This is a genomic window from Streptococcus parasanguinis (assembly GCF_964238605.1).
In the GTDB taxonomy this organism is placed as follows: domain Bacteria; phylum Bacillota; class Bacilli; order Lactobacillales; family Streptococcaceae; genus Streptococcus; species Streptococcus parasanguinis_AJ.
The window spans coordinates 163,568-184,723 of the sequence record NZ_CAXSMM010000001.1; the positions used below are offsets into that span (position 1 = coordinate 163,568).

Sequence of the window (21,156 nt, forward strand, 5' to 3'; positions counted from 1 at the left end):
CATCTCCTTATTGTTTATCGAGCGTCCTTACGGACAGAAGTCAATACGAGGGAAGTTGCGACTATAAATAGAGCGGCAAAAGCAAGCAAGGCTCCCCAATTTCCAAGAATCGCAAGTAGATCATAAGCATAGGTTCCTACCCCATCTTTTTGATAAACTTGCCAGTCAGTATGACCTTGAGACGGGACCATATTGTTCATGTTTGCAATCCGAAAGAAGGCCGTCGTTCCCCATCTCGTAATGGTCGCGTGTGAGATCCACACTAAAAATGGAATTTTTTCATCCAAGGATTGGAGAAAATTTGAAAACAGCAATTGAACCATCAATACAAGTGGCATGGCTGTCATCGCTTGGGATGATTTTTTTACAAAAGCTGAAATCAATAAGGCCAACATATCTGAAGTAAAGATCACCAAAAACAAAGTGATCCCAAAAAGGAATATCTGGCTACTGTTTCCTTGGATACGCGGATAGCGCACAACAATGGTTCCAATCATTAAGATCGCTTCCGCGAAACAAAGCACCAACTCTGTTAGCACACGCGCCGTCACATAAGAAGGCAAGGACAAGCCTTTAATTTGGTACTCAAACTTGATGACTTTACGCTCATTACAAATACTGGTCACTGAATTAAAGAGACCAATCCAGAGTGCTGCAGAAATAAACATAATGGAAGAAGTTCTCGTAATATGGTATTTATCAAAAACTTCATTGGCATTAAAAGCGATCGAAATGATGAAAGGAAGAAGAATCGCTTCTAAGACAAAAAACAACGATTTTTTGTTAAGAAGGAGTCGAAGGAATTTTCTAAAATAAATCGAGACTTGCTTCTTATCCAGCATGGCCACCTCTCCTTTCATTTTCAAACCATTGAACATATTGGTCAACAAGAGCTGCATTTTCAGCACCTGAAATCTTATGGACGATTTCTTCTAAACTCTGAGCAGCAAAGACTTTCAGGGCATTGTCTACGGAGCCAAAGTAACACAGTCTACCACACCCTTCCGAACTCTTTCCGACCACCATAACCTTGTCAAAGAGATGACGAATACGATCGGGCGTATGCGTGATGACACATAAGATCTTTCCTTCATCTGTAATCTCTCTCAGTGTGGTCATGACCTCCATAACCATGCTTCCATCGACACCGGAATCCGGCTCATCCATAAAGAGGATTTCGGGGCGCGTGATGTATTCCATGGCTATCGTGAGTTTTTTCTTTTGTCCGCCAGATAGAGAAGAACACTTGGATCCTTTAACAGATTCCAAATCCAGCTTTTTCAGAACAGATAGCACTTCTTCTTTGCGAAGTTCAGGATGGTCTGCTAATTCAGATGGACCATAGAGTTTAGCCGCATCTTCTAGATTCTTATAGACCGTGTCTTCCATTCGGTAATGCTCATCAGGAGATTGAGGTGCCAGGGTGATGACCCCTTGTTTCTTCCCATCATTTAACAGATCTACGCCATTAAAATAAGCACTGGTATTTGAATGAACAAGTCCTGTCACTGCTTCCATAAAGGTTGATTTTCCAGCACCAGAACCACCCAGAATTAAGATCATTTCCTTGGGTTTAAATTCTACCTGAATATCCTTGAGGATGGTCTTACGATTTAAGAGATTTCCGACTGTTACATCTTGAATAGCAATCGTTAGTGATGAATGAGAAAAATCCTCGCGCTCCCTAGTTGAAACAGATGGATCTGCAGTTGCTGCCTGAAGATCTTGGTAAATGATCTGTTCTCCTAGTTGGACAACCAACTGATTTGATAATACTGCACAATCAATCCTAGCAAGCGAGGACAGATCCATCGGAAAAGCATCTTTTGCAATGGTCTTCCATTCAAGGGATTGCATTTCAACAATGATGAATTTTGAGCGAAAAACATGGCCGTCAGCGTCACAAAGATGAATAATGGAACGATGATTTAATAAAACACGTTGATTTTTCGGATAGGTGACACCATCCACCTCAATCATTCCAGACAAACATTCCAGAAACCATTGACCGTTTAGAAAATGGAAAACAGCTTTAGAGGGGGACTGAAAATCATCAGCCAGATGCAAATCTGCCTGACTTTCTTGAGAAATACCATCAACGCTCAATCCATCAAAAAGTGGAATAGCTGTAAAATCCTGATTTAGATAGGTATAGATGGTTGGGTTTTGCATACATGTAAACCTTTCGAAATAAACTAATTGGATAGACAGTCAAAACCACCCTATAAGGGTGGTTCAAACACGATGGCTCTACCTAGCGAGCACTACTCTAGCTTAGCGAATTTGCTCAAAATGCAAATGCACGGCGATATGATCACCATAGCCGCTCCGTTCCAAATCACGTTGCAAGCGATAAGAAATGTAGTGTTCTGCAATGGTAATATAACCAGCACCAAGTAAGCGGTGCTCAACCATTGACTGGATCATGCTGATCGTCGCACGTTCCACTTTAGCTTCTTCCAAATCCATGGCAACTTTCTTGGTCACTTGCGCCAAGTTTTGGCGAAGATCATCCGTCAAGACATAAACTGTTTGTGCTGCCTTCAAAACAGCTTGATAGATTTTATCTGGGTCAAATTCTACAACTTCACCACTACGTTTAATGACTTCCATCTTATTCTCCTTGATTATCAATATACTTCTATTATCTTAATAAATAGGGGATTTGTCAAGAATCTAAGACATCAATAATCCGGACGAAGGACCCCCGTAATGATCTCTTTAGATGCATGGTAATCCCCATCTACTACAACCTTGATGATGCGCTTCGCTTCTTCTGCTGGTGCTGGCACCAATGGCAAACGAGTTGGTCCTGCTTCAAAGCCCATATAGTTTAAGACAGCTTTGACAGGAGCTGGACTCGGATATGAGAAGAGAGCATTGACTTTAGGGATAAATTGACGTTGGATAGCCGCAGCCTTTTTAATATCGTTGTGTTCAATAGCTTGGAACATCTCATGCATTTCATCTCCATTTGTATGAGAAGCCACTGAGATCACTCCATCTGCCCCAAGGTTCATCGCATGGAAAGCATCTCCATCTTCCCCTGTATAGACGAGAAATTCTTCTGGCTTGTGTTCAATCAAGTAGGCCATATTAGCCAGGGTTGTACACTCTTTTACCCCAATGATATTTGGGTGTTCTGCCAAACGAAGCATGGTTTCAGGTGTCATTTCCACAACCACGCGTCCAGGAATATTGTAAATAATAATCGGAAGATTAGATGCATCCGCAATCGCTTTAAAGTGTTGATACATTCCTTCTTGGGACGGTTTGTTGTAGTAAGGGACGATAGCCAATCCTGCTGCAAAGCCACCAAAAGCATCTACTTCTTTGACGAACTCAATCGAGTCGCGGGTTTCATTGGTTCCGACACCAGCGATCAAAGGAACTCGACCATTGACAATCTTTTGAACAGCCGCAAAGAGTTGCAATTCCTCATCGTGGGTCAGAGTTGGACTTTCTGCAGTCGTTCCAGCTAAGAGAATCCCATCTGTATGATGAGCCAAGAGGTGCTCGATCAAGTCAGGAAGAGCGTCAAAATTAATGCTCCCATCTTCATGGAAGGGGGTGATAAATGCAGTGATGATTTTACAATCTTTTAAATCATTATAAGACATAGAAAACCTTTCTCTATATAAGAAAGAGGCTGGGGCTTGCTTGCCTTTGCCTCATGATCTGTTCATAAAACAAGTTGATTCGCTAGTTAGCTGATGAAGAAATCAAACTCTTCGAGTTACTGATTTCTGTTTCGCTCCCTATTTCAATTCAAATTTCAATTCAGCTGTTGGACGTACGAGTCCACGTTCGTGAAGAGTTTCTGCGATTTGGACTGAGTTCCAAGCAGCTCCTTTAAGGAGGTTATCTGAAACAACCCACATATGGATTCCTTTTTCAGCATCCAAGTCTTTACGAATCCGTCCAACGAAGGTATCACGTGAACCTACAGCATTGACTGCTTGAGGATAGATTTGGTGAGCAACATCATCTTCAAGGACTGCACCTGGAAATTCTGCAATAGCAGCTTTCACTTCGTCAATTGGTGCCACTTCTTTTGTTTCAATGTAGACTGACTCTGAGTGAGCTGACAAGACTGGAATCCGCACACAAGTTGCTGAAACAGCAATGCTATCGTCTTCCATAATTTTCTTAGTCTCGTTTGTCATCTTCATTTCTTCGTATGTGTAGTCATTATCTGTGAAGACATCGATTTGTGGAAGAGCGTTGAAAGCAATTGGGTAATGTTTTTTATCACCACCACATGGCAAGATTTCTGCTTTGACATCGCGTGGGTTGACCCCATCATTCAAGACTTCCTTCAACTCACGTTGGGTTTCAAGAATAGCTCCCATACCAGCACCTGATACAGCTTGGTAAGTAGACACGATGATACGGTCCAAGCCCCATTTTTGACGAACGGGTTCAAGCGCTACCATCATTTGAATGGTCGAACAGTTTGGACAAGAGATGATTCCGTTATGAGCATCAAGCGCATGTGCATTCACTTCAGGAACAACCAATGGGACATCCGGATTTTGACGGAAATAAGAAGTGTTATCAACCACTACTGCACCTGCTTTTACCGCATAAGGTGCATATTTGGCAGATGTTGAACCACCAGCTGAGAAAAGAGCAATATCAACGCCTTCAAAAGCATCTTCAGTCGTTTCTTCGATGGTCACGTCTTGCCCTTTAAATTGCAAGACTTTTCCTGCAGAACGTGCTGACGCAAGGTAGCGAATTTTATCGATTGGAAGAGTTGATTCTTCCAACATTTTGATCATTTGAGCACCAACGGCACCTGTAGCACCGACAACAGCAACTGTGTATCCCATAGTAAATCCTCTTTCAAAATTTTCTAAAAATTGAGTATTTGTACTATTATACAATTTTTTGGCATAAATGAAAAGTACCAACAGTAGGAAAAAAACCTGATTCTAAGACCAGGATTGTTGATGGTTATTTATCATAAATAGCTCTTTAGTTCAGGTCATAGTTCAAGTCACTTAAATCTTTCTTACCTTGTGTTTCTTCAGCAAGAAATGGAACTTGATGGATCCCCTTTACACCTGCTACGATAGACGCCGGAAATGAAACAATTTCTTGATTGATATGGCTGACATTACTGTTGACAATTCGCTTCGCTGCAGCAAGATCTTCATTTTCGTCAGCAATTTCCTTTTGCAAGGCCAAGAATTGATTAGAAGACAAGAGCTCTGGATAGTTTTCAGCAACTGCACGAATTTGTGCCAAGACATCATTTTGATTGGTAATGACTTGGTTAGATTCTTGGATAGATGCTCCTTGACGTAAAGCAACTAAATCAGTGAAAATCTGTTGTTCATGTTTAGCATAGGCTTTGGCTACTTTTAGCATTTCCGAAATGGTATCATAGCGTTTTACGAGGACGATATCAACGGTTCTCTTTGATTCTTCAATGGTCACTAGATAGCGATTGAGGCGATTTCCTACACTAATAAACCAAATAGCCAATAGGGCAACAAATATGATTAAGCCGATAATGAGATTCATGATGCTTCTCCTTCAAAAATTGCTGTTATTTCTTTAATTAAAGCTAGTTCTCTGCATAATTTATGATATTCAGATACCAAAGATAGCTGATCAATATCTTCCGGTTTTTGGGGCGTCGGAAAGATATAGCGATCGGTATACAAAGAAATAAATAGTTTCTTGTCTTTCAAAAATACACACATGGCATTTTGAGAAATTTGTCGATCAAACCATTCCAACATCTTAGGGGTGAGAAATTTACGGGCAGACAGTTCATCCGTACAGTAGATATTGTAATTTTCGTTATTGCGAATATCCTCGGTTTCAATCTGAACTTCATCTCCTCTGGCTCCAGGATAAACCCCATTCACCTCCCTCTTAAAAAGAAATGATTTCTTGGTCGGAACCACCCGAAGATGACCAGAGAAATTGATCGGTAGACATAAAGAGAACACTTGTCCAAGGAAATCTGTAACTTCCACATGTTCCGTCCTCGTATGTCCATTAGATGTCCGGTAACGAGTCTCCGTATGATGGGCATAGAGATTTGACACCGTTAGCTCTTTGTCATCATGAAACGATAGTTCTTTGAAACATAGAAAATCAGTCGACCGAGGACATAAATGCGAAAGAGCTTCAGAAGGGATGGAACCGTCCTCTTTAATCGAAGCCTTAGGAAAAACTTCCTTTAATACAGGCGACAGAATATCATCAAGATAGATCTCATCGTTTGAACGAATTCGATCCCCAAACAAGGCTTTTCGTTTTTTATATTGCGGCCAATAATACAAACCAACAACTAAAAGGATCAAAGGAATAGCTGCAAAACGCAATAAAATGAGAGACAGTATGGCGCAAATAATACCAAAAGATCGCAAAACATTCCACTGAAGATTGTTCTTCATCTGTTCTCGGATCAATCCGATAGCATCCTGAAATTGTTTGGAGTTTTCAAGCTCCTCAATTTTCTGCGAATAGTCTGTAGATGCTGAATTATTAGAATGATAGAAATCTCCCAATCAACTCCACTCCTTTCTGACACGAGGCACTTTACAATATTATAACACCAACATAACTTTGTAGCAACTGTATTATAATAGTTTTCATTTCTTAAAAGGTACAAAAAAATCCTGATCCGAAGACCAGGATTCGAGGCACCTTTCAGTGAGAACAGCCGGTTCACACAACTGTTCAAGGTCCGCTCCTGCGTTACAATTGAATGTAGACCTCCTCAGCGCAAAAGGCTCCTAAGAGCCAATCGACTCATCGCATAAATCTAGTTTACCATGAACATCCACAAACTGTCAAGAAGGTAGGTACTTGCTTCCTTCTCGAATACTCAAAGGAGATAACTGCTCTCGATAGCGGTCGATAAAGGCCCCTACACAATCCGGATTAACCTTGGAATAATTGCGTAAACTCCAGCCGATTGCCTTATTTATAAAGAACTCGCTTTGACCTAGATTATTGAGGATCACTTTTTCTAACAAATCCGTATCTGTTTTTTCTTTCCTCATAAGCTGGTGATCAATGGCAATCCGCCTCAACCAAAAGTCCTGATCCTTACTCCAATCCAGCATAACCTGCTTGGTTTCTGGATAGTGAAAAGTAATCTCTCCGATGACAAGGTCCAATTGATCTATACTGTCCCACCATGATTTGGTTTGAGCCAATTCCTTTAGTTTTGGAAAATCTTCAGGTCTAAGCTCCTTCTTCTTTTTATCCAGATAATCCATAGCAATATATTGGAACTCACGGTAAGGTAGCTGCCAACACTCTTCCACAAAAGTCCAATCAATTGGATCCTTTATGAAAAGCTTAAAAAAATCTCTTTCAATCTTTTTGAGAATTGGTTTTTGAACGCCAAGAAAGCTGAATTTATTTTTCATATAAGCTTCCATTGCTGGGACTTTCGCTGGATCAGCTTGGTCTTCTAACAATTTCAAAAGAATTTTTGTATCCATATGATTCCTCCTTTTTTACATCAAAGGCCCAATCAAAGAAAAGAGATAGCCACCTAGACGATGAGTCATAGGCATTTTAGATAAACTTTCTAGAGTGACTTCCTCTGAGAGCTCCTGGGTTTTCTCAAAATCTTCTTCAATCTTAATCACTTCCAGAGTTTTGTAGAGATAGACCCCATCTTCAAAATTTTGATAGAGACTTCGGTAGTCTGTATTAATGGTTCCTACAACAGCTTGTTGGCTATCAGAAACATAAACTTTAGCATGGACAAAGCCTGGGGTATAACGGAAAATACGGACGCCAGCATCCAAGAGCACTTTAAAATAGGTCGTCGCAATATCAAAGGCATACTGTTTATCTGGAATCCCTGGCATAATAATCCGAACATCTACTCCTCGTTTGGCCGCGAAAGTCATAGCTCTAACCAATTCGTCATCCAAGATCAAATAAGGGGTCATGATGTGAACATAATCGGTCGATGTATTCAGTAAATGAAGATAAACATCCTCAGCCACTTTGTGATAGGTCAATGGTGAATTGCCATAAGGGAGTACAAAGCCCTGACTCTTTCTTTGTTGAGGTTTTTCTTGTAAATAGCGCTCCATATCCCTTTTATCTTCTATTCCAGTCACTGTCCACATGGTCAAAAAGAGAGCTTTTAGCGTTTGAACTGCTGAACCATCTAATCGAAGGGCCGTATCCTTCCAATGACCAAAGCGTTCTAGTTTATTGACATACTCATCAGCGATATTAACGCCACCAGTATAAGCAACTTGACCATCAATCACTGTAATCTTTCGATGGTCTCGGTAATTGTAATAGGTTGATAGAATAGGCTTGACTGGTGAGAAGGCCTGGGCTTTAATCCCAACCTTGTGCAATCGCTCGATATAATCGTAGGACAAGGTAGTCATCTCATTCATCCCATCAAACATGACACGAACGTCTAGACCTGCCTTGGCCTTCTCCTCCAAAATGGCTAAAATCTCACCCCACATGATACCTTCGTCAATGATGAAATATTCCATGAAGATATAACGCTCCGCCTTTTTCAAATCCTCCAACAAGGCTGGAAGCATGTCATCTCCAAGTGGAAAATAGGTAACCTCTGTGTTGCTGTAGATAGGAAACTGTGCTGGACTATGCTCCAAAAAATAAGCTAATCTCTGTAATTGGCGATCACTTTGGGATAAATAATCAGCAACTTCTGGATCGGTGCTTAGATAGTCGGATGCCTGCACTGTAGCATCCTCAAGCCGCTTCTTCAAGCGTCTTACACCCAAATCAGCTAACGAAAAGTAAAGCAGAGCCGTCCCAAAAATTGGAAAGAGGGCAATGATAATCACCCAGGACAGTTTGGAACGAGAATCCATGGAACGATTGAGCAAGTAAAAGAAGGTAAAAACACTCAACAAGTGTTCCCATAAGATAATGGATGGGAAATGCTCTTGTAGGCTGAGATATGAAAAGACAAGAAAGGCCAATTCCAGTAAGAAGAACAGGAGAATGGGAACCTTTCGGTTAAGTAGAATTTTAGCCCATCTTGAGGGCTTTTGAGGTAATAGTCTAGCACTTTGTTCTTGAGTCATAAAAACCTCTTTCGTATAAAAACATCTTCTATGCTGAATAATTTATGGATTATTTCAAGTGATATGGAGTTTTCATTTCATTTAGCTACTACTCCTTAACAGCTCTTACTTGATTTTTCTCACCGGCCCTTCGATCGTCTTTTGCATCCAGACGATATCATGCCATTTGTTAAACTTATAGCCAATCTTTGGGAAATGAGCCACTTGGACATAGCCCCGCTTTTCATGCATGGAAATGCTCGCTTCGTTCGGGACTGCGATACAGGCCAGAAAGCGTAAGTAGCCTCGTGCTTGTAGCTCTTCTTCTAAGGCCGTATAAAGGGCCGATCCAATCCCTTGTCCACGCGCTTCTTTTGCTACATAAATAGACAATTCAGTGGTCCAATCATAGGCAGCGCGTGCATAATAGGTCGAAGCATAGGCATACCCCACAACTTTCCCATCCACTTCTGCGACCAAATAAGGAAATTGGGTCAGCGTTTTTACGATGCGACTTTCAAATTCCTGGACAGTCGGCACATCAACCTCAAAGGTAATGGCTGTCTCTGTCACATAAGGTTGGTAAATCGCTCGGATAGCTGCTGCATCGCTGAGCTGAACGGGTCGAATCATTATGGTGGCCTCCTCATTAGATTATACCTAGTATACCGATATGCCTTCTCACTGTCAATGAAGGACTAGCAGCAAGCAAAAAATCCTGGAATTGTATCCAGGATTTCCATCCTTCTTAAACCGTTTGACTTAATCACAACATCCGGTAAAGGAATAAAGCACTCGGAGCCTTCAAAAAGCTCTTTTGCTTGGAATTTGTTGCTTTTAGCACATAGTTAGGTTTGACTGTTTTGGTGACTGTCTTAGCCTGTTTAAGATTCAGGCCGGTTTGTTTTTTAGACGGTTGAAGGGAAGCTTTAACTGCGCCTGCTTGAAGGGGTTTTTCTTTCACCTTCAAGGCTTGTACAACTGGTTTTGAAGCAGGAGCAGATAGTCCTGCTTGAGCTGAATGAGAGAGTTGACTCATGGTTTGATTGTTTCTGACTTCTACATGGTTTAGGATACCTCCATTTGGATTGAGGTGATCGGTCACACCTGTATCAAATGGCGCTACAAATACATTGTCTTCAATGGTGACATTTTTAATATCTCCATAACGCGTTTCAACATCAATCGATCCACGATGCTTGTTGTAGATATCGCTCTTCGTTCCTGTACGCACCAAGAGATTGTGGTGAACCCGAATTCCTTCTTCATTCAGATCAAAGTTATGGCCCTTAAAGACAGTCGTCAAGCGAATTCCGGCATCACCGATATTGTCTTTAATCCGATTGTAGGCGATCTCATGGCCTTTCCCACCAAAGATTCCAATACCCCCAGCGCGCCAACCGAGCTCAATTGTATTGTGCAAGAATTTATTATTTTCTGCTACTGCCGATTCTGTTCCATCCGCAATACTTGACCAGCTGGCAAGTCCGTCATCTCCATTTCCACGAATACTCGAATTGCGGACAATCGAATTCTTAGTCCCTTGGGCGAAGTTAACTCCGTCAGCTAAATTGTTTCGCAAACGGACATTTTCTACTACTAGACCATCTGTGTACTTCATATCATTTTTGCCAGCATAATCGCCAATCCACATGCCGACTTCAAAATGTTCGGCCCAAATATCGTGAATATGAGAATTCTTCCCTGGCGTTCCAGAAATGGCCTTGTACTGAGCATTTTCACCATAGCGTGAACGAAGGTTGGAGGACAGATAGACATCGCTAAATTCAACATGGTTGTCTTGGTGAAGGAAGTCAAATCCACCACCACCAGCTTGGTCACTAGTGAAATGCAGTTGGGTATGCCAGATACCGGCCCCTGAAATCTTCATATCAGAAGCATCGATACCGACTTTTCGATTGAGATTAAATCGCCCGGCTGGGATATAGACATTCTTTCCGGTTTGTTTGGCTTCATAAATCGCATCATAGAGAGCTTGGCTATCATCGGTATCATCGTTTGACGTAGCTCCTTTAGAAACGATATTGATAGCATTGTCCCCTTGAGCAATCGGGTCTGGAGCTTGCTCGAATTCCACAAAGTCAAGGCCATAATGGACGTCGTCTGACCTGTTTTTCACCAGTGAAACCACATCTCCTTTTTGAAGTTGAATGCCTGGAAGGAGGCTGTGTACTTCATCAAATTGGAACCGAGCGCGTGTATCTGCCTGGGCACTGTCATGAACACCTTTGTCATTCAAGTACTGCCAGTTAGACATAGATGAAAGGTCCAATTGTTGAACACTGTGACCATTCACCTGTACATCGAGTTGTCCACTTGCTCCATCTGGCACTGTGTAGCGTACGGTTAAAGCATTGGCTGGTTCATTGACCTTAAAGGAGACACCATCTCCCTTTTCTTTTAAAGCGACATAAGTCTGATCAGAAGCTTCAATAGCTGTTGAGTGACTGTCTTGAGACTGCTCTACCTCTGCCTTTCCAAGGAGGTTCCCTTTGTCTGCCTCATAACGGGTGTAAGGCATAGATGCTCCATATTGGCTGGTATCTACTTGAGAGCTTGCAGGATCAGAGGTTATTGCTTCTTGCTCTTGTGTCTGGACTTGTGCCTGCTCTCCAGCTTGATCAGCTGCCACAGATTTTCCAGTCAAAAAACAAGCCCCCATGATCGCAATCACGACAGAAAAGACTCCAAGTTTAGACTTGCGAATGCCAAAAACGATATCTTTGTTTAAATGATTCATCACACATTTCTCCTTTTATTTTTTACAACGATTCTATCCTAATAAAAATTATCATGACAAACAAGGTGAATTGTGTGAATATTCTGTATCAATTTGTTGCAGATATGTTAACCTTTTTATGTAGTAATAAAAGTGAGTAAGAAAAAGAGGCTGAGAATGCTTTCTCAAACCTCTTTTGATGGCACGCGCTTATTCCGCTTTTTTATTTGAAAATTGGCTATTGTAGAGCTCATAGTAGAACCCTTTATCTGCTAACAAGGATTGGTGATTTCCTTGCTCGATGATTTGGCCATCTTTGAGGACAAGGATTTTATCTGCTTCTTGAATGGTAGACAAGCGGTGAGCAATAACAAAGCTAGTCCGCCCTTTCATCAAATTCTTCATGGCTTTTTGAATCAAGAGCTCTAAACGCGTATCGACAGAAGACGTCGCTTCATCCAAAATCAAGATTTTAGGATCCGCTAGGAGCGCACGCGCAATGGTTAGGAGTTGCTTTTGCCCTAGAGAAATATTGCTAGACTCCTGGTTCATTTCCATATTGTAACCACCAGGGAGTGTCCGGATAAAGTGATCAACATTGGCCGCCTTTGCAGCTTCCACAATTTCCTCATCCGTTGCCTCGAGATTACCAAAGCGAAGGTTTTCTTTGATGGTTCCTTCATATAACCAAGCATCCTGCAATACCATTCCAAATTGCTTGCGGTAATCTTGGCGAGATAGATGACGAATATCATGACCATCGACTGTAATCGATCCTGCAGTTACATCGTAAAAGCGCATCAGCAAATTAATCAGAGTTGTTTTCCCTGCTCCAGTTGGTCCGACAATGGCCACCATTTCACCTGGTTTCACTTCTAGGTTGAAATCACGAATCAAGGGTTTGTCCGCTACATATTGGAAATCAACGTTTTTAAAGCTGACTTGCCCTGTCAAATCTCCAGAGAGGGTTTCTGTCACATCTGCTACTTCATCTGGTTCATCCATGACTTGGAAAATCCGATCTAGAGACGACTTAGCACTTTGTAGCTGCCCTGCCAATTGGGTCAAATTTTGAATCGGTTGGTTGATCTGCCAAACATATTGAACGAAGGCCTGCATATTCCCGACAGTCAAACGACCTGCTATCACTTGCAAGCCACCAAACAAAGCGATAATGAGATAAGTCAAATCTGAAATCCCATTTAAAATCGGCATCATTAAGCCAGAAATGAAATTAGCCTTGAATCCTACTTTTTGAAGATGATGGGTAATATCATGAAACTCTTCCTGAGAAGATTTTTCCCGGACGTAGAGCTTAAGGACATTAAAGCCTGTTAAATTTTCTTGCACAAAGCCGTTCATTGCCCCCAAAACATCTGCCTGCTCTTTAAAGTAAGGCTGGGATTTTTTCATGATAAATCGAGCACTGAAATAAGTGATCGGAATGGACAAGATGACCACTAGCCCTAGCTGTATGTTTAAGTATAAGACCATGCTGATGACAAAGAGCAAGGTAAAGATAGCATTAACGATTTGTAAGAAGGACTGTTGCAAGGCATTCGAGACGGTTTCGACATCACTAGTAAAACGTCCCAGCAAATCTCCGAACTGATGCCGGTCAAAATAAGAAACGGGAATGTGATTGATTTTATGGGACAAATCATTTCGCATGTCCTGAACGGTCTTTTGAACAGCATTAGTCATGAAATAGTTGGAATAATAAGATCCCAACTCATAGAGGACCCCACGGAATAGATAGAGCGTCATAATGATCGCGATATAGGAGGTGTTAAGACCAGCTCCCGCAAGGCCTTTTGCTATATCCATGAGATTTTTTGTCAACTCAGTAATGGCAAGCCCCAAAACAAAGGGTTCGACAACACTCATGACGACACTCAGGATTTTTAAGAAAATGGACAAGCAAACTTCCAAGCGATAGGCTCTCAAATAAGTCCATAGTCTACTAAAACTGTTTTGTTCTTGTTTCATCTGCTTCTCCTTTCTATTCCTCTGTTAATGATGGACTATCGAGCTGCGAATTGGCAATTTCGCGATAGATCTCATTGCTTTCCATCAATTCATCGTGGGTTCCTCGACCAACGATTTCCCCTTGGTCCAAGACAATAATTTGATCCGCATCCATAATGGTTCCCACACGTTGCGCTACGATCAAGACGGTCGCATCTCCTGTGACTTCTTTGAGACGCTTCCGCAAAGTGGCATCCGTCTTGTAGTCTAAGGCAGAGAAGGAATCATCAAAAATAAAGACATCTGGATCTTTGACAACAGCACGAGCGATGGACAAGCGTTGTTTTTGACCACCCGAAAGGTTGCTACCACCTTCTGCTAAATGCGTGTCAAAGCGTTCCTCACGGCTGTCGATAAATTCCTTGGCTTGGGAAATTTCAGCTGCTTGTTCTAGCTCTTGTACAGAGGCATCTTCTTTCCCATAACGAAGGTTTTCAGCAATGGTTCCTGTAAAGAGCAAGGCCTTTTGTGGAATAAAACCAATCTTTTGGCGAAGGGCTTTCAGATTGTAGTCACGGACATCCACACCATCCACCAAAATCTTCCCTAAGGTGACATCATAGAATCGAGGAATCAACTGCACAAGTGAAGATTTCCCAGAACCGGTAGAGCCAATAAAGGCAATCGTTTCGCCGGGTTTGGCTTGAAAGGAAATATTATGGAGAACTGGACTCTCCGTCTCACCTGGATAAGCAAAGGTGACATTATCAAATTCCAAATAGCCACGAGATGCTGTCTCTGTGACACCATTCTCATTCGGATCAATCGAAATGGGCATGTCCATGATTTCCTTGAGACGCCGGCTAGAAACCGCAGTCCGAGGATACATGGTAAAGAGATTGGCTAAAAAGAGGAAAGATAAGAGCGCGTGGAAGCTATACTCAATAAAGGCAACCAGATCCCCAATTTTCAAACTACCGTCATGAAGAGGATCCAAAGCAAACCAGACAATCGCCACAATCATCGCAATGATGATCTGCACAAACAGGGGTTCAGTCAAACCAGTTAGTTTGAACAATTTATTCGAGTTTTCCGCATAGACTTCATTTTCAGCTGCAAATTTATCCTCTTGGAATTCTTCGCGGGCAAAGGCACGAATCACTCGGAGACCTGTCAAATTTTCACGCGCAAACTGATTGAGATGGTCCAGTGTCTTTTGTTGCTTCTCAGAAAGTGGACGTGTCTTGACTGCTACATACCAGACAACGACAGCAAGAAATGGTACAGATACTGCTACAATCCATGCTAGAGAAGGACTGGTTGTCAGAATCAAGAGAACGCTGGAAACCATCATCAAGGGAGTGATAACACCCATCTTTAACATAGAATCCGCAAACTGCATCAAAACAAAGGCATCCGAAGTCAAGCGAGTGACCAATGACGACACCCCAATTTGCTCATACTCACGATGCGAGTACTCCTGTAACTTGGCATAGAGGTCATTGCGCATATCGCGCACCATGGTCGTCGTTAGCTGGCCAACTGCGTAAGATAAGATAATCCGACCCACAATCCCTAGCAAAATAATCGCAAACATGACCCAGCCCCAGAAATAAAGCCGATCCACATCACGTGGGTTAATCCCCTCATCAATCATGCGAGCCAGAATCGTTGGCAAACCTAAATTGACAATGACAAAAAGGACGGCCGAAAATAGATTCAGGGCTAGCCACTTGGGATACTTTTTCAAGTAAGACCAAATATATTGCATAGATGATTCTCCTTTTCCATAAATAATTTCCTAGATCACACAGAAAAGAGGGAGCGAGACGAAATCATTTTCAAAGAAAATCATTCCTGCCCCAGTCCCATCTGTAGTCTCATTCATTATACCAAACCAGCTATAAAAGTAAAGCAAAAAAGCAGGTTTCCCTGCTCTTCAGTTGCTTTATTTCGTGCGTTTGAATTTAGCATTTTTAAGAATCATAAGATCCCCTTGGTTGCTATTACTTAACTTAGAAAGATCAAATGTCAAATAGTCACCATCGACCTTGTATGTAATCTTTTCTCCACTACCATCTTTTGACGCGATTGTTTTCTCTTTTTGATTGATTTTGACATCATAAGATCGCTCATTCTTTTGACCAGCGACTTCACCCGCGATTTTGAGGGTTCCTTTTGAATCTTTGATCTTAATGGAAACTTCAAAATTAATAACGTTTCCAATAGACTCTAATTGACTACCTGATAAGCCTTGCTCCTCAAGAATTTTCTTGAGTTCAGTTTTTGATGGTTTGTAGACATAAGTACCGTTATCACTTTTGGCACCACATGCCACCAAGAGGACTGCTGCAAAAACTGCAACGAAAGCTAAAAGAATACGTTTAATATTTTTCATAATTCATCTCCTAATGTACTTTATAATCAGATTTTACCATTATTTTAATACCGATTCAAGATATTATAAAGAAGAAAAAGAGCAGATACTCTCTGCCCTTCTCTTGTATTATTTTGTGCGCTTGAATTTAGCGTTTTTGAACATTTCCAAAGCTGCTGCGTGATCTGAACTTTCCTCTCCAGATAAATCAAAAGTGAATACATCGCCAGAAACTTTGTATTTAACCTTTTCACCTTCACCTGTTTTTGATTGAAGAGTTTTCTTTTGTTGGTCAACTTTCATATCAAATGATTGGTCTGTTTTTTGTCCCATCATTTCACCTTTAATTTTAAGGCTACCTTTTTTGTCTTTAATGGTTACTGAAACTTCCAATTTAACATTGTCGATCAATGCATCTACGCTTGAACTTGGAGCACCTTGTTCTTCAAGGATCTCCTTCACTTCAGATTTTGTAGGTTTGTAGACATAAGTCCCATTATCACTTTTGGCACCACATCCCACCAAAAGAACTACTGCAAAAACAGCTACTACAGCCAAAAGAATACGTTTAAAGTTTTTCATAACTTCTCCTTTTTAGTTAGATTAAACCTATTATAACAACAATTTCAATGCACTGCAATGAAAGTTTATAAATGTCATATTCTTGTAATATTTCTTTCATAAACAAAGAAAAATAAAAAGGCAGGATGTAAATCCCGCCCTGATGGATTATTTAACTTTTTTGAACTTAGCAATTTTCATGTAGTTATTAAACATGTCTGTGTCACCCATTAAAGAATTCTTCACATCCTTAATCGTTAACACATTTCCTGAAACTTGATAAGTAATTTCCGCTTTCCCATACTCATTTTCTGAGACAAGAGTTTTAGCTTTTTGGTCTACTTCCAACTTAATCACTTGATTAACATTTTGACCACCTGCATTCGTGTCTACTTTCATCTCACCTTTCTTATCCTTAATTGTAATAGAAATAGTGAATGAGTAATTATCACCTATCAAAGATTGAAATTCACTTGGCATAATTTCTTTGATTTCATCTTTAGTAGGCTCAAACACGTAAGTACCGTTGTCGCTTTTTGCGCCACAAGCTACCAAAAAGACTGCTGCAAAGACAGCTACAAAAGCTAATAAAAGACGTTTAAAATTTTTCATCATCTTCTCCTTTTATGATATAATTTAAAGCCATTATAGCAACAAATCAGAAACATCTCAAGGGCATAAAGTAATTGTAAAATGATTGTAACATCATTAAAACTGCACTATTTAGTAGGGTTTAGAGAAAATTAATCAGAACTACAGATAAGGTCGCGTTATAGAAGAATTCAATTCACATCTATCATCACTATATTTAACAACAAAAAAACCGAGGCCTAAACCTCGGTTTTTATTTTGATTGGAAACTCTATTATTTAAGAGTAACTGAAGCTCCAGCTTCTTCCAATTTACCTTTGATTTCTTCAGCTTCAGCTGCAGCAACACCTTCTTTGATAACGCCAGGTGCACCATCAACAAGTTCTTTAGCTTCTTTAAGACCAAGACCAGTGATTTCACGTACAACTTTGATAACGCCGACTTTCTTGTCGCCTGCAGATGTCAATTCGATATCGAATGAATCTTTAGCAGCACCTGCGTCAGCAGCACCAGCTGCAGCAACAGCTACAGGAGCAGCTGCAGTTACACCAAATTCTTCTTCGATAGCTTTTACAAGGTCGTTCAATTCAAGGATTGAAGCTTCTTTAATTTCAGCAATAATGTTTTCAATGTTCAATGCCATTGTTAATTCCTCCAAATAAGTTTTAATTTTATGTTTTTATTTTTTTGTAGCTAGGCTACGCTGCGTAGCTTAAGATTAAGCTGCGTCTTCTTTGTTGTCTGCAACCGCTTTGACTGCAAGAGCAACGTTGCGCACTGGCGCTTGAAGTACAGAAAGGAGCATAGAAAGAAGTCCTTCGCGGTTTGGAAGAGTTGCAAGTGCAAGAATCTCTTCTTTAGATGCGACAGCGCCTTCGATTGCACCACCTTTGATTTCAAGTGCTTCAGCGTCTTTTGCAAAATCGTTCAAGATTTTCGCAGGTGCGATAACATCTTCGTTAGAAAATGCTACTGCAGAAGGTCCAACGAATACAGATGCAAGATCTTCAAGACCAGCTTTTTCAGCTGCACGACGCAAGATTGAGTTTTTGATAACTTTAAACTCAACTTCGCTTCCGCGAAGGTTGCGACGGAGAACTGTATCTTGCTCAACTGTCAAACCGCGAGAATCTACAACGACGATTGATGCAGCAGCTTTCATTTTTTCAGCTACCACGTCAACAAGTTCCGCTTTTTTAGCAATAATTGCTTCACTCATTAGTGTGTTCACCTCCGTAATTATTTTGCTTGGGGAATTTTTCCAAAAGAAAAACGCGCCCAAACCTAGACACGAAAGTACAATACGCTTCTTTTAATTGATACGTTTTGTCCTCGGTAGGATTTTTATGAGTCGAGCTCCCCTACTGTCTTAGGCAGTTTTTTCAAACCGTAAATTAGTTTATCACATATAAAAAAAGAATGCAAGTACTTTTGCAAACTTTTTTTATATTTTTTAGTCGTTGTAAAGACTCTTAATATTATTCAACCAAGCATAGGCTAGTCCCATTAGGACTCCTCCTCCTACCCAGTTGGCAAAGAAGGTAACACCATAGTGACGTAAAATATTTAAAAACTCAAAATGTGGCAATTGGCTAGATACTGAATTAAAGCTTAATAATGAGAAAGAAGCAAAATTAGCCGCCAAGTGTTCATTGGTCATAAAGACAAACATATAAATAGCAGATAGGGCTAAGAGCACCTTCGCTGTTTCATCTTTGAAATATAGATAAGAAAGAATAGCAATATTTACAAAGATATTGGCAATGACACCTTCAAAGAAAACCACTTGATTGCTCCGTTGGAGTTTATTTTCTGCCACCGTTGCTAGGAATCCTTTTGGATCGATATGTGCAAAGGCAGTTGTTTGATTGAACAGAAAAGCTACGATTAAAGCACCAATTAAATTAAAGAAGGTACAATAAAGAAGAATTTCCAGCACTTTCTTCCAGTGAATTTTCTTTAGATAGGTTCCCGCCGTCAAATACATCATATTTGAGGTGGTTAATTCCGCATTTAAGAATAAGAGGTAAACCAACCCCCAGGCAAAGATGAAAGGAAATAGGAAACGACCCGTTCCAGGTACAAAGGTATTTAATAAGTCAGCTGCAACCGCTCCGACCGCCGTACTTAAAGTAAGAAATCCTCCAGCAAAAATAGAGCGAACTGCATAGCGAGTTTTAGATTTCTGATAAAGATCCTCTTTCTTATTACACGCCGCTCCAACTTTTTGAATAAAATTAGATTCAGACATAATATTCTCCTTATATAATGTTTGTGAATAAAATCATTATATCATAGACAAAATAGTTTGAAAAGGTTTTCAGGAAAAATTCTTAAATTCACAATATATACGTTTTAATTCATAGATAAAGAAATAATAAAAAACAGGCATTTGCCTGCTTTTCTTTTTTAATAATTTAAACGGTTCGCCCAAGCGATATCCAAATTCAAGATTTCTTGTGAAGTGAACTGTTGACGATATGGATTGTATACCGAACCAGTGATACCACCCTGAACATTTGGTGAATCATATTGAGTCAAATTATAGGTTTCAATGATATGATTGAGCTTTGCGTAGTAGCTAGTATCTGTCGCATAAACACCTGTCAAAGCTGCTGTTGCGTCTTGATAACTTGATGTGTTACTCTTCCAAGCACCTGCAAAATGTCCTTGTTTCAAAACTGCTACATAGTCTTGCAATGATTCATAATAAGATGGGTATGAACGAAAAGCATCATTAATCGTATACGCATTTCCAGCACCATCATCTTCCCAAGTTTGCATCACTGCAGATTGACCAGCATAACTTCCTTTAATACCGAAAAGGTTGTAATGCGGATAAGAAGACAAGCCAGACTGACCTGAACCACTTTCAAGGATGGCTTGTGCGATCATAACGGAAGCATAAAGGTCATTCTCTTGACCGAGCTGACGAGCTGACTCACCAATTTGTGAGATGAAAGCTTCAGTAGGGTCTGAATAAGCTTGGTAAGATCCATCATTAGCACCAACTGATGTGACGTGCTCGCTCATAGCAGCAGCAAAAGTCCCTGCTGCTAATACAGAAACGAACAAACCAAATAATTTCGTTTTATTCCGTATTTTCTTTTTCATAATACAATTTATCTCCAATTAATTTTTTATCATCTTTTATCTTTATAGAGATTATACCATATAAATAGAAGAAAACAAAGCCACTTATATTACACTTCTATTACAATTGCGAGATAAATCCAAAACAAAAATGACATTTTTATGTCATTTCAATTTATTTCGTAAAACGCATTTTCCAAAATAGCATCCCATGACTCCTCTAGTCCTTCCTTGGTTACCGAAGAAAAGACAATGAAAGTATCTGCTGGATCAAAATCCAGTTTTTTCTTAATAATGGATTCATGTTTGTTCCATTTTCCACGTGGAATCTTATCTGCCTTGGTTGCTACTAAGATCACAGGGATTTCATAATATTTTAAGAATTCATACATCTGAACATCATCTGCAGAAGGTTCATGACGAAAATCGACTAGGCTAACGACTGCTTTTAAGTTCTCACGACTGGTGAGGTATTCTTCAATCATCCGCCCCCACTTCTCGCGTTCTTTTTTAGAGACACGTGCATAGCCATAACCAGGTACGTCTACCAAACGGAGTTTATCATCGATATTGAAGAAATTTAGCAATTGGGTTTTTCCTGGTTTCCCAGATGTTCTGGCCAGGTTCTTTCGATTTAAGAGAGTATTAATAAAAGAAGACTTGCCGACATTTGATCGACCGGCAAGTGCAACTTCTGGAATCTCATCTTGAGGATAATGACTCTTATTTGCAGCGCTTAAGAGGATATCCGCATTATGTGTGTTAATTTCCATATTTTATCT

21 protein-coding genes and 1 other annotated feature are annotated in these 21,156 nt (G+C 40.4%); all 21 genes read right to left on the minus strand.

The window, feature by feature from the left end:
* Positions 1-14: 14 nt before the first annotated feature.
* Positions 15-842 carry an ABC transporter permease gene (locus tag ACESR9_RS00855; RefSeq protein WP_373104984.1) on the minus strand — a complete coding sequence of 276 codons (828 nt, stop codon included), beginning with the start codon at positions 840-842 and terminating at the stop codon, positions 15-17.
* A complete protein-coding gene (locus ACESR9_RS00860) occupies positions 832-2,172 on the minus strand; it encodes an ATP-binding cassette domain-containing protein (protein WP_150906127.1) in 1,341 nt (446 codons plus the stop codon). Before ACESR9_RS00860 ends, ACESR9_RS00855 begins: the two co-directional genes overlap by 11 nt.
* Positions 2,173-2,274: 102 nt before the next feature.
* Positions 2,275-2,613 (minus strand): ATP cone domain-containing protein, encoded by a 339-nt coding sequence (locus tag ACESR9_RS00865; RefSeq protein WP_070594830.1) that lies wholly within the window; start codon positions 2,611-2,613, stop codon positions 2,275-2,277.
* A 71-nt stretch (positions 2,614-2,684) separates the two neighbouring features.
* Positions 2,685-3,620, minus strand: a complete 936-nt coding sequence (gene dapA, locus ACESR9_RS00870; protein WP_373104986.1) for a 4-hydroxy-tetrahydrodipicolinate synthase — start codon at positions 3,618-3,620, stop codon at positions 2,685-2,687.
* Between the two features lie 138 nt (positions 3,621-3,758).
* Entirely contained in the window at positions 3,759-4,835 is a 1,077-nt protein-coding gene (locus tag ACESR9_RS00875; RefSeq protein ID WP_373104989.1) for an aspartate-semialdehyde dehydrogenase, read from the minus strand.
* A 145-nt stretch (positions 4,836-4,980) separates the two neighbouring features.
* Positions 4,981-5,532, minus strand: a complete 552-nt coding sequence (locus tag ACESR9_RS00880) for a LemA family protein (RefSeq protein ID WP_049474963.1) — start codon at positions 5,530-5,532, stop codon at positions 4,981-4,983.
* Positions 5,529-6,530 (minus strand): DUF3137 domain-containing protein, encoded by a 1,002-nt coding sequence (locus ACESR9_RS00885; protein ID WP_373104993.1) that lies wholly within the window; start codon positions 6,528-6,530, stop codon positions 5,529-5,531. The genes ACESR9_RS00880 and ACESR9_RS00885 overlap by 4 nt, the downstream gene beginning before the upstream one ends.
* Positions 6,531-6,815: 285 nt before the next feature.
* Entirely contained in the window at positions 6,816-7,475 is a 660-nt protein-coding gene (locus ACESR9_RS00890) for a DNA alkylation repair protein (RefSeq protein WP_373104996.1), read from the minus strand.
* Between the two features lie 15 nt (positions 7,476-7,490).
* A complete protein-coding gene (cls, locus tag ACESR9_RS00895) occupies positions 7,491-9,065 on the minus strand; it encodes a cardiolipin synthase (RefSeq protein ID WP_373104999.1) in 1,575 nt (524 codons plus the stop codon).
* A gap of 105 nt (positions 9,066-9,170) precedes the next feature.
* Positions 9,171-9,677 carry a GNAT family N-acetyltransferase gene (locus ACESR9_RS00900; protein WP_373105002.1) on the minus strand — a complete coding sequence of 169 codons (507 nt, stop codon included), beginning with the start codon at positions 9,675-9,677 and terminating at the stop codon, positions 9,171-9,173.
* A 133-nt stretch (positions 9,678-9,810) separates the two neighbouring features.
* Positions 9,811-11,805: a right-handed parallel beta-helix repeat-containing protein gene (locus ACESR9_RS00905; protein WP_373105005.1), complete on the minus strand. Its 1,995-nt coding sequence runs from the start codon at positions 11,803-11,805 to the stop codon at positions 9,811-9,813.
* 189 nt (positions 11,806-11,994) lie between these two features.
* The gene (locus ACESR9_RS00910; protein WP_023918195.1) at positions 11,995-13,773 is read right to left on the minus strand and encodes an ABC transporter ATP-binding protein; all 1,779 of its coding nucleotides are present in this window, start codon (positions 13,771-13,773) and stop codon (positions 11,995-11,997) included.
* 13 nt (positions 13,774-13,786) lie between these two features.
* The gene (locus tag ACESR9_RS00915) at positions 13,787-15,523 is read right to left on the minus strand and encodes an ABC transporter ATP-binding protein (protein ID WP_373105008.1); all 1,737 of its coding nucleotides are present in this window, start codon (positions 15,521-15,523) and stop codon (positions 13,787-13,789) included.
* 177 nt (positions 15,524-15,700) lie between these two features.
* Positions 15,701-16,150 (minus strand): hypothetical protein, encoded by a 450-nt coding sequence (locus ACESR9_RS00920; protein WP_373105009.1) that lies wholly within the window; start codon positions 16,148-16,150, stop codon positions 15,701-15,703.
* Between the two features lie 108 nt (positions 16,151-16,258).
* Positions 16,259-16,711, minus strand: coding sequence for a hypothetical protein (locus ACESR9_RS00925; RefSeq protein WP_061455578.1), 453 nt, complete (start codon positions 16,709-16,711; stop codon positions 16,259-16,261).
* Between the two features lie 147 nt (positions 16,712-16,858).
* On the minus strand, positions 16,859-17,302 hold the full coding sequence (locus ACESR9_RS00930) for a hypothetical protein (protein ID WP_049514806.1): 444 nt from the start codon (positions 17,300-17,302) through the stop codon (positions 16,859-16,861).
* A 253-nt stretch (positions 17,303-17,555) separates the two neighbouring features.
* Positions 17,556-17,924: a 50S ribosomal protein L7/L12 gene (gene rplL / locus ACESR9_RS00935; RefSeq protein ID WP_003001622.1), complete on the minus strand. Its 369-nt coding sequence runs from the start codon at positions 17,922-17,924 to the stop codon at positions 17,556-17,558.
* A gap of 75 nt (positions 17,925-17,999) precedes the next feature.
* A complete protein-coding gene (gene rplJ, locus ACESR9_RS00940) occupies positions 18,000-18,500 on the minus strand; it encodes a 50S ribosomal protein L10 (protein WP_003001722.1) in 501 nt (166 codons plus the stop codon).
* Positions 18,501-18,538: 38 nt separating this feature from the next.
* Positions 18,539-18,673, minus strand: a sequence feature (ribosomal protein L10 leader region).
* A 61-nt stretch (positions 18,674-18,734) separates the two neighbouring features.
* Entirely contained in the window at positions 18,735-19,532 is a 798-nt protein-coding gene (locus ACESR9_RS00945) for a formate/nitrite transporter family protein (RefSeq protein WP_373105014.1), read from the minus strand.
* A 158-nt stretch (positions 19,533-19,690) separates the two neighbouring features.
* Positions 19,691-20,395 (minus strand): glucosaminidase domain-containing protein, encoded by a 705-nt coding sequence (locus ACESR9_RS00950; RefSeq protein ID WP_373105017.1) that lies wholly within the window; start codon positions 20,393-20,395, stop codon positions 19,691-19,693.
* A 149-nt stretch (positions 20,396-20,544) separates the two neighbouring features.
* Positions 20,545-21,147 (minus strand): ribosome biogenesis GTP-binding protein YihA/YsxC, encoded by a 603-nt coding sequence (yihA, locus tag ACESR9_RS00955; protein ID WP_150906150.1) that lies wholly within the window; start codon positions 21,145-21,147, stop codon positions 20,545-20,547.
* Positions 21,148-21,156 lie beyond the last annotated feature (9 nt).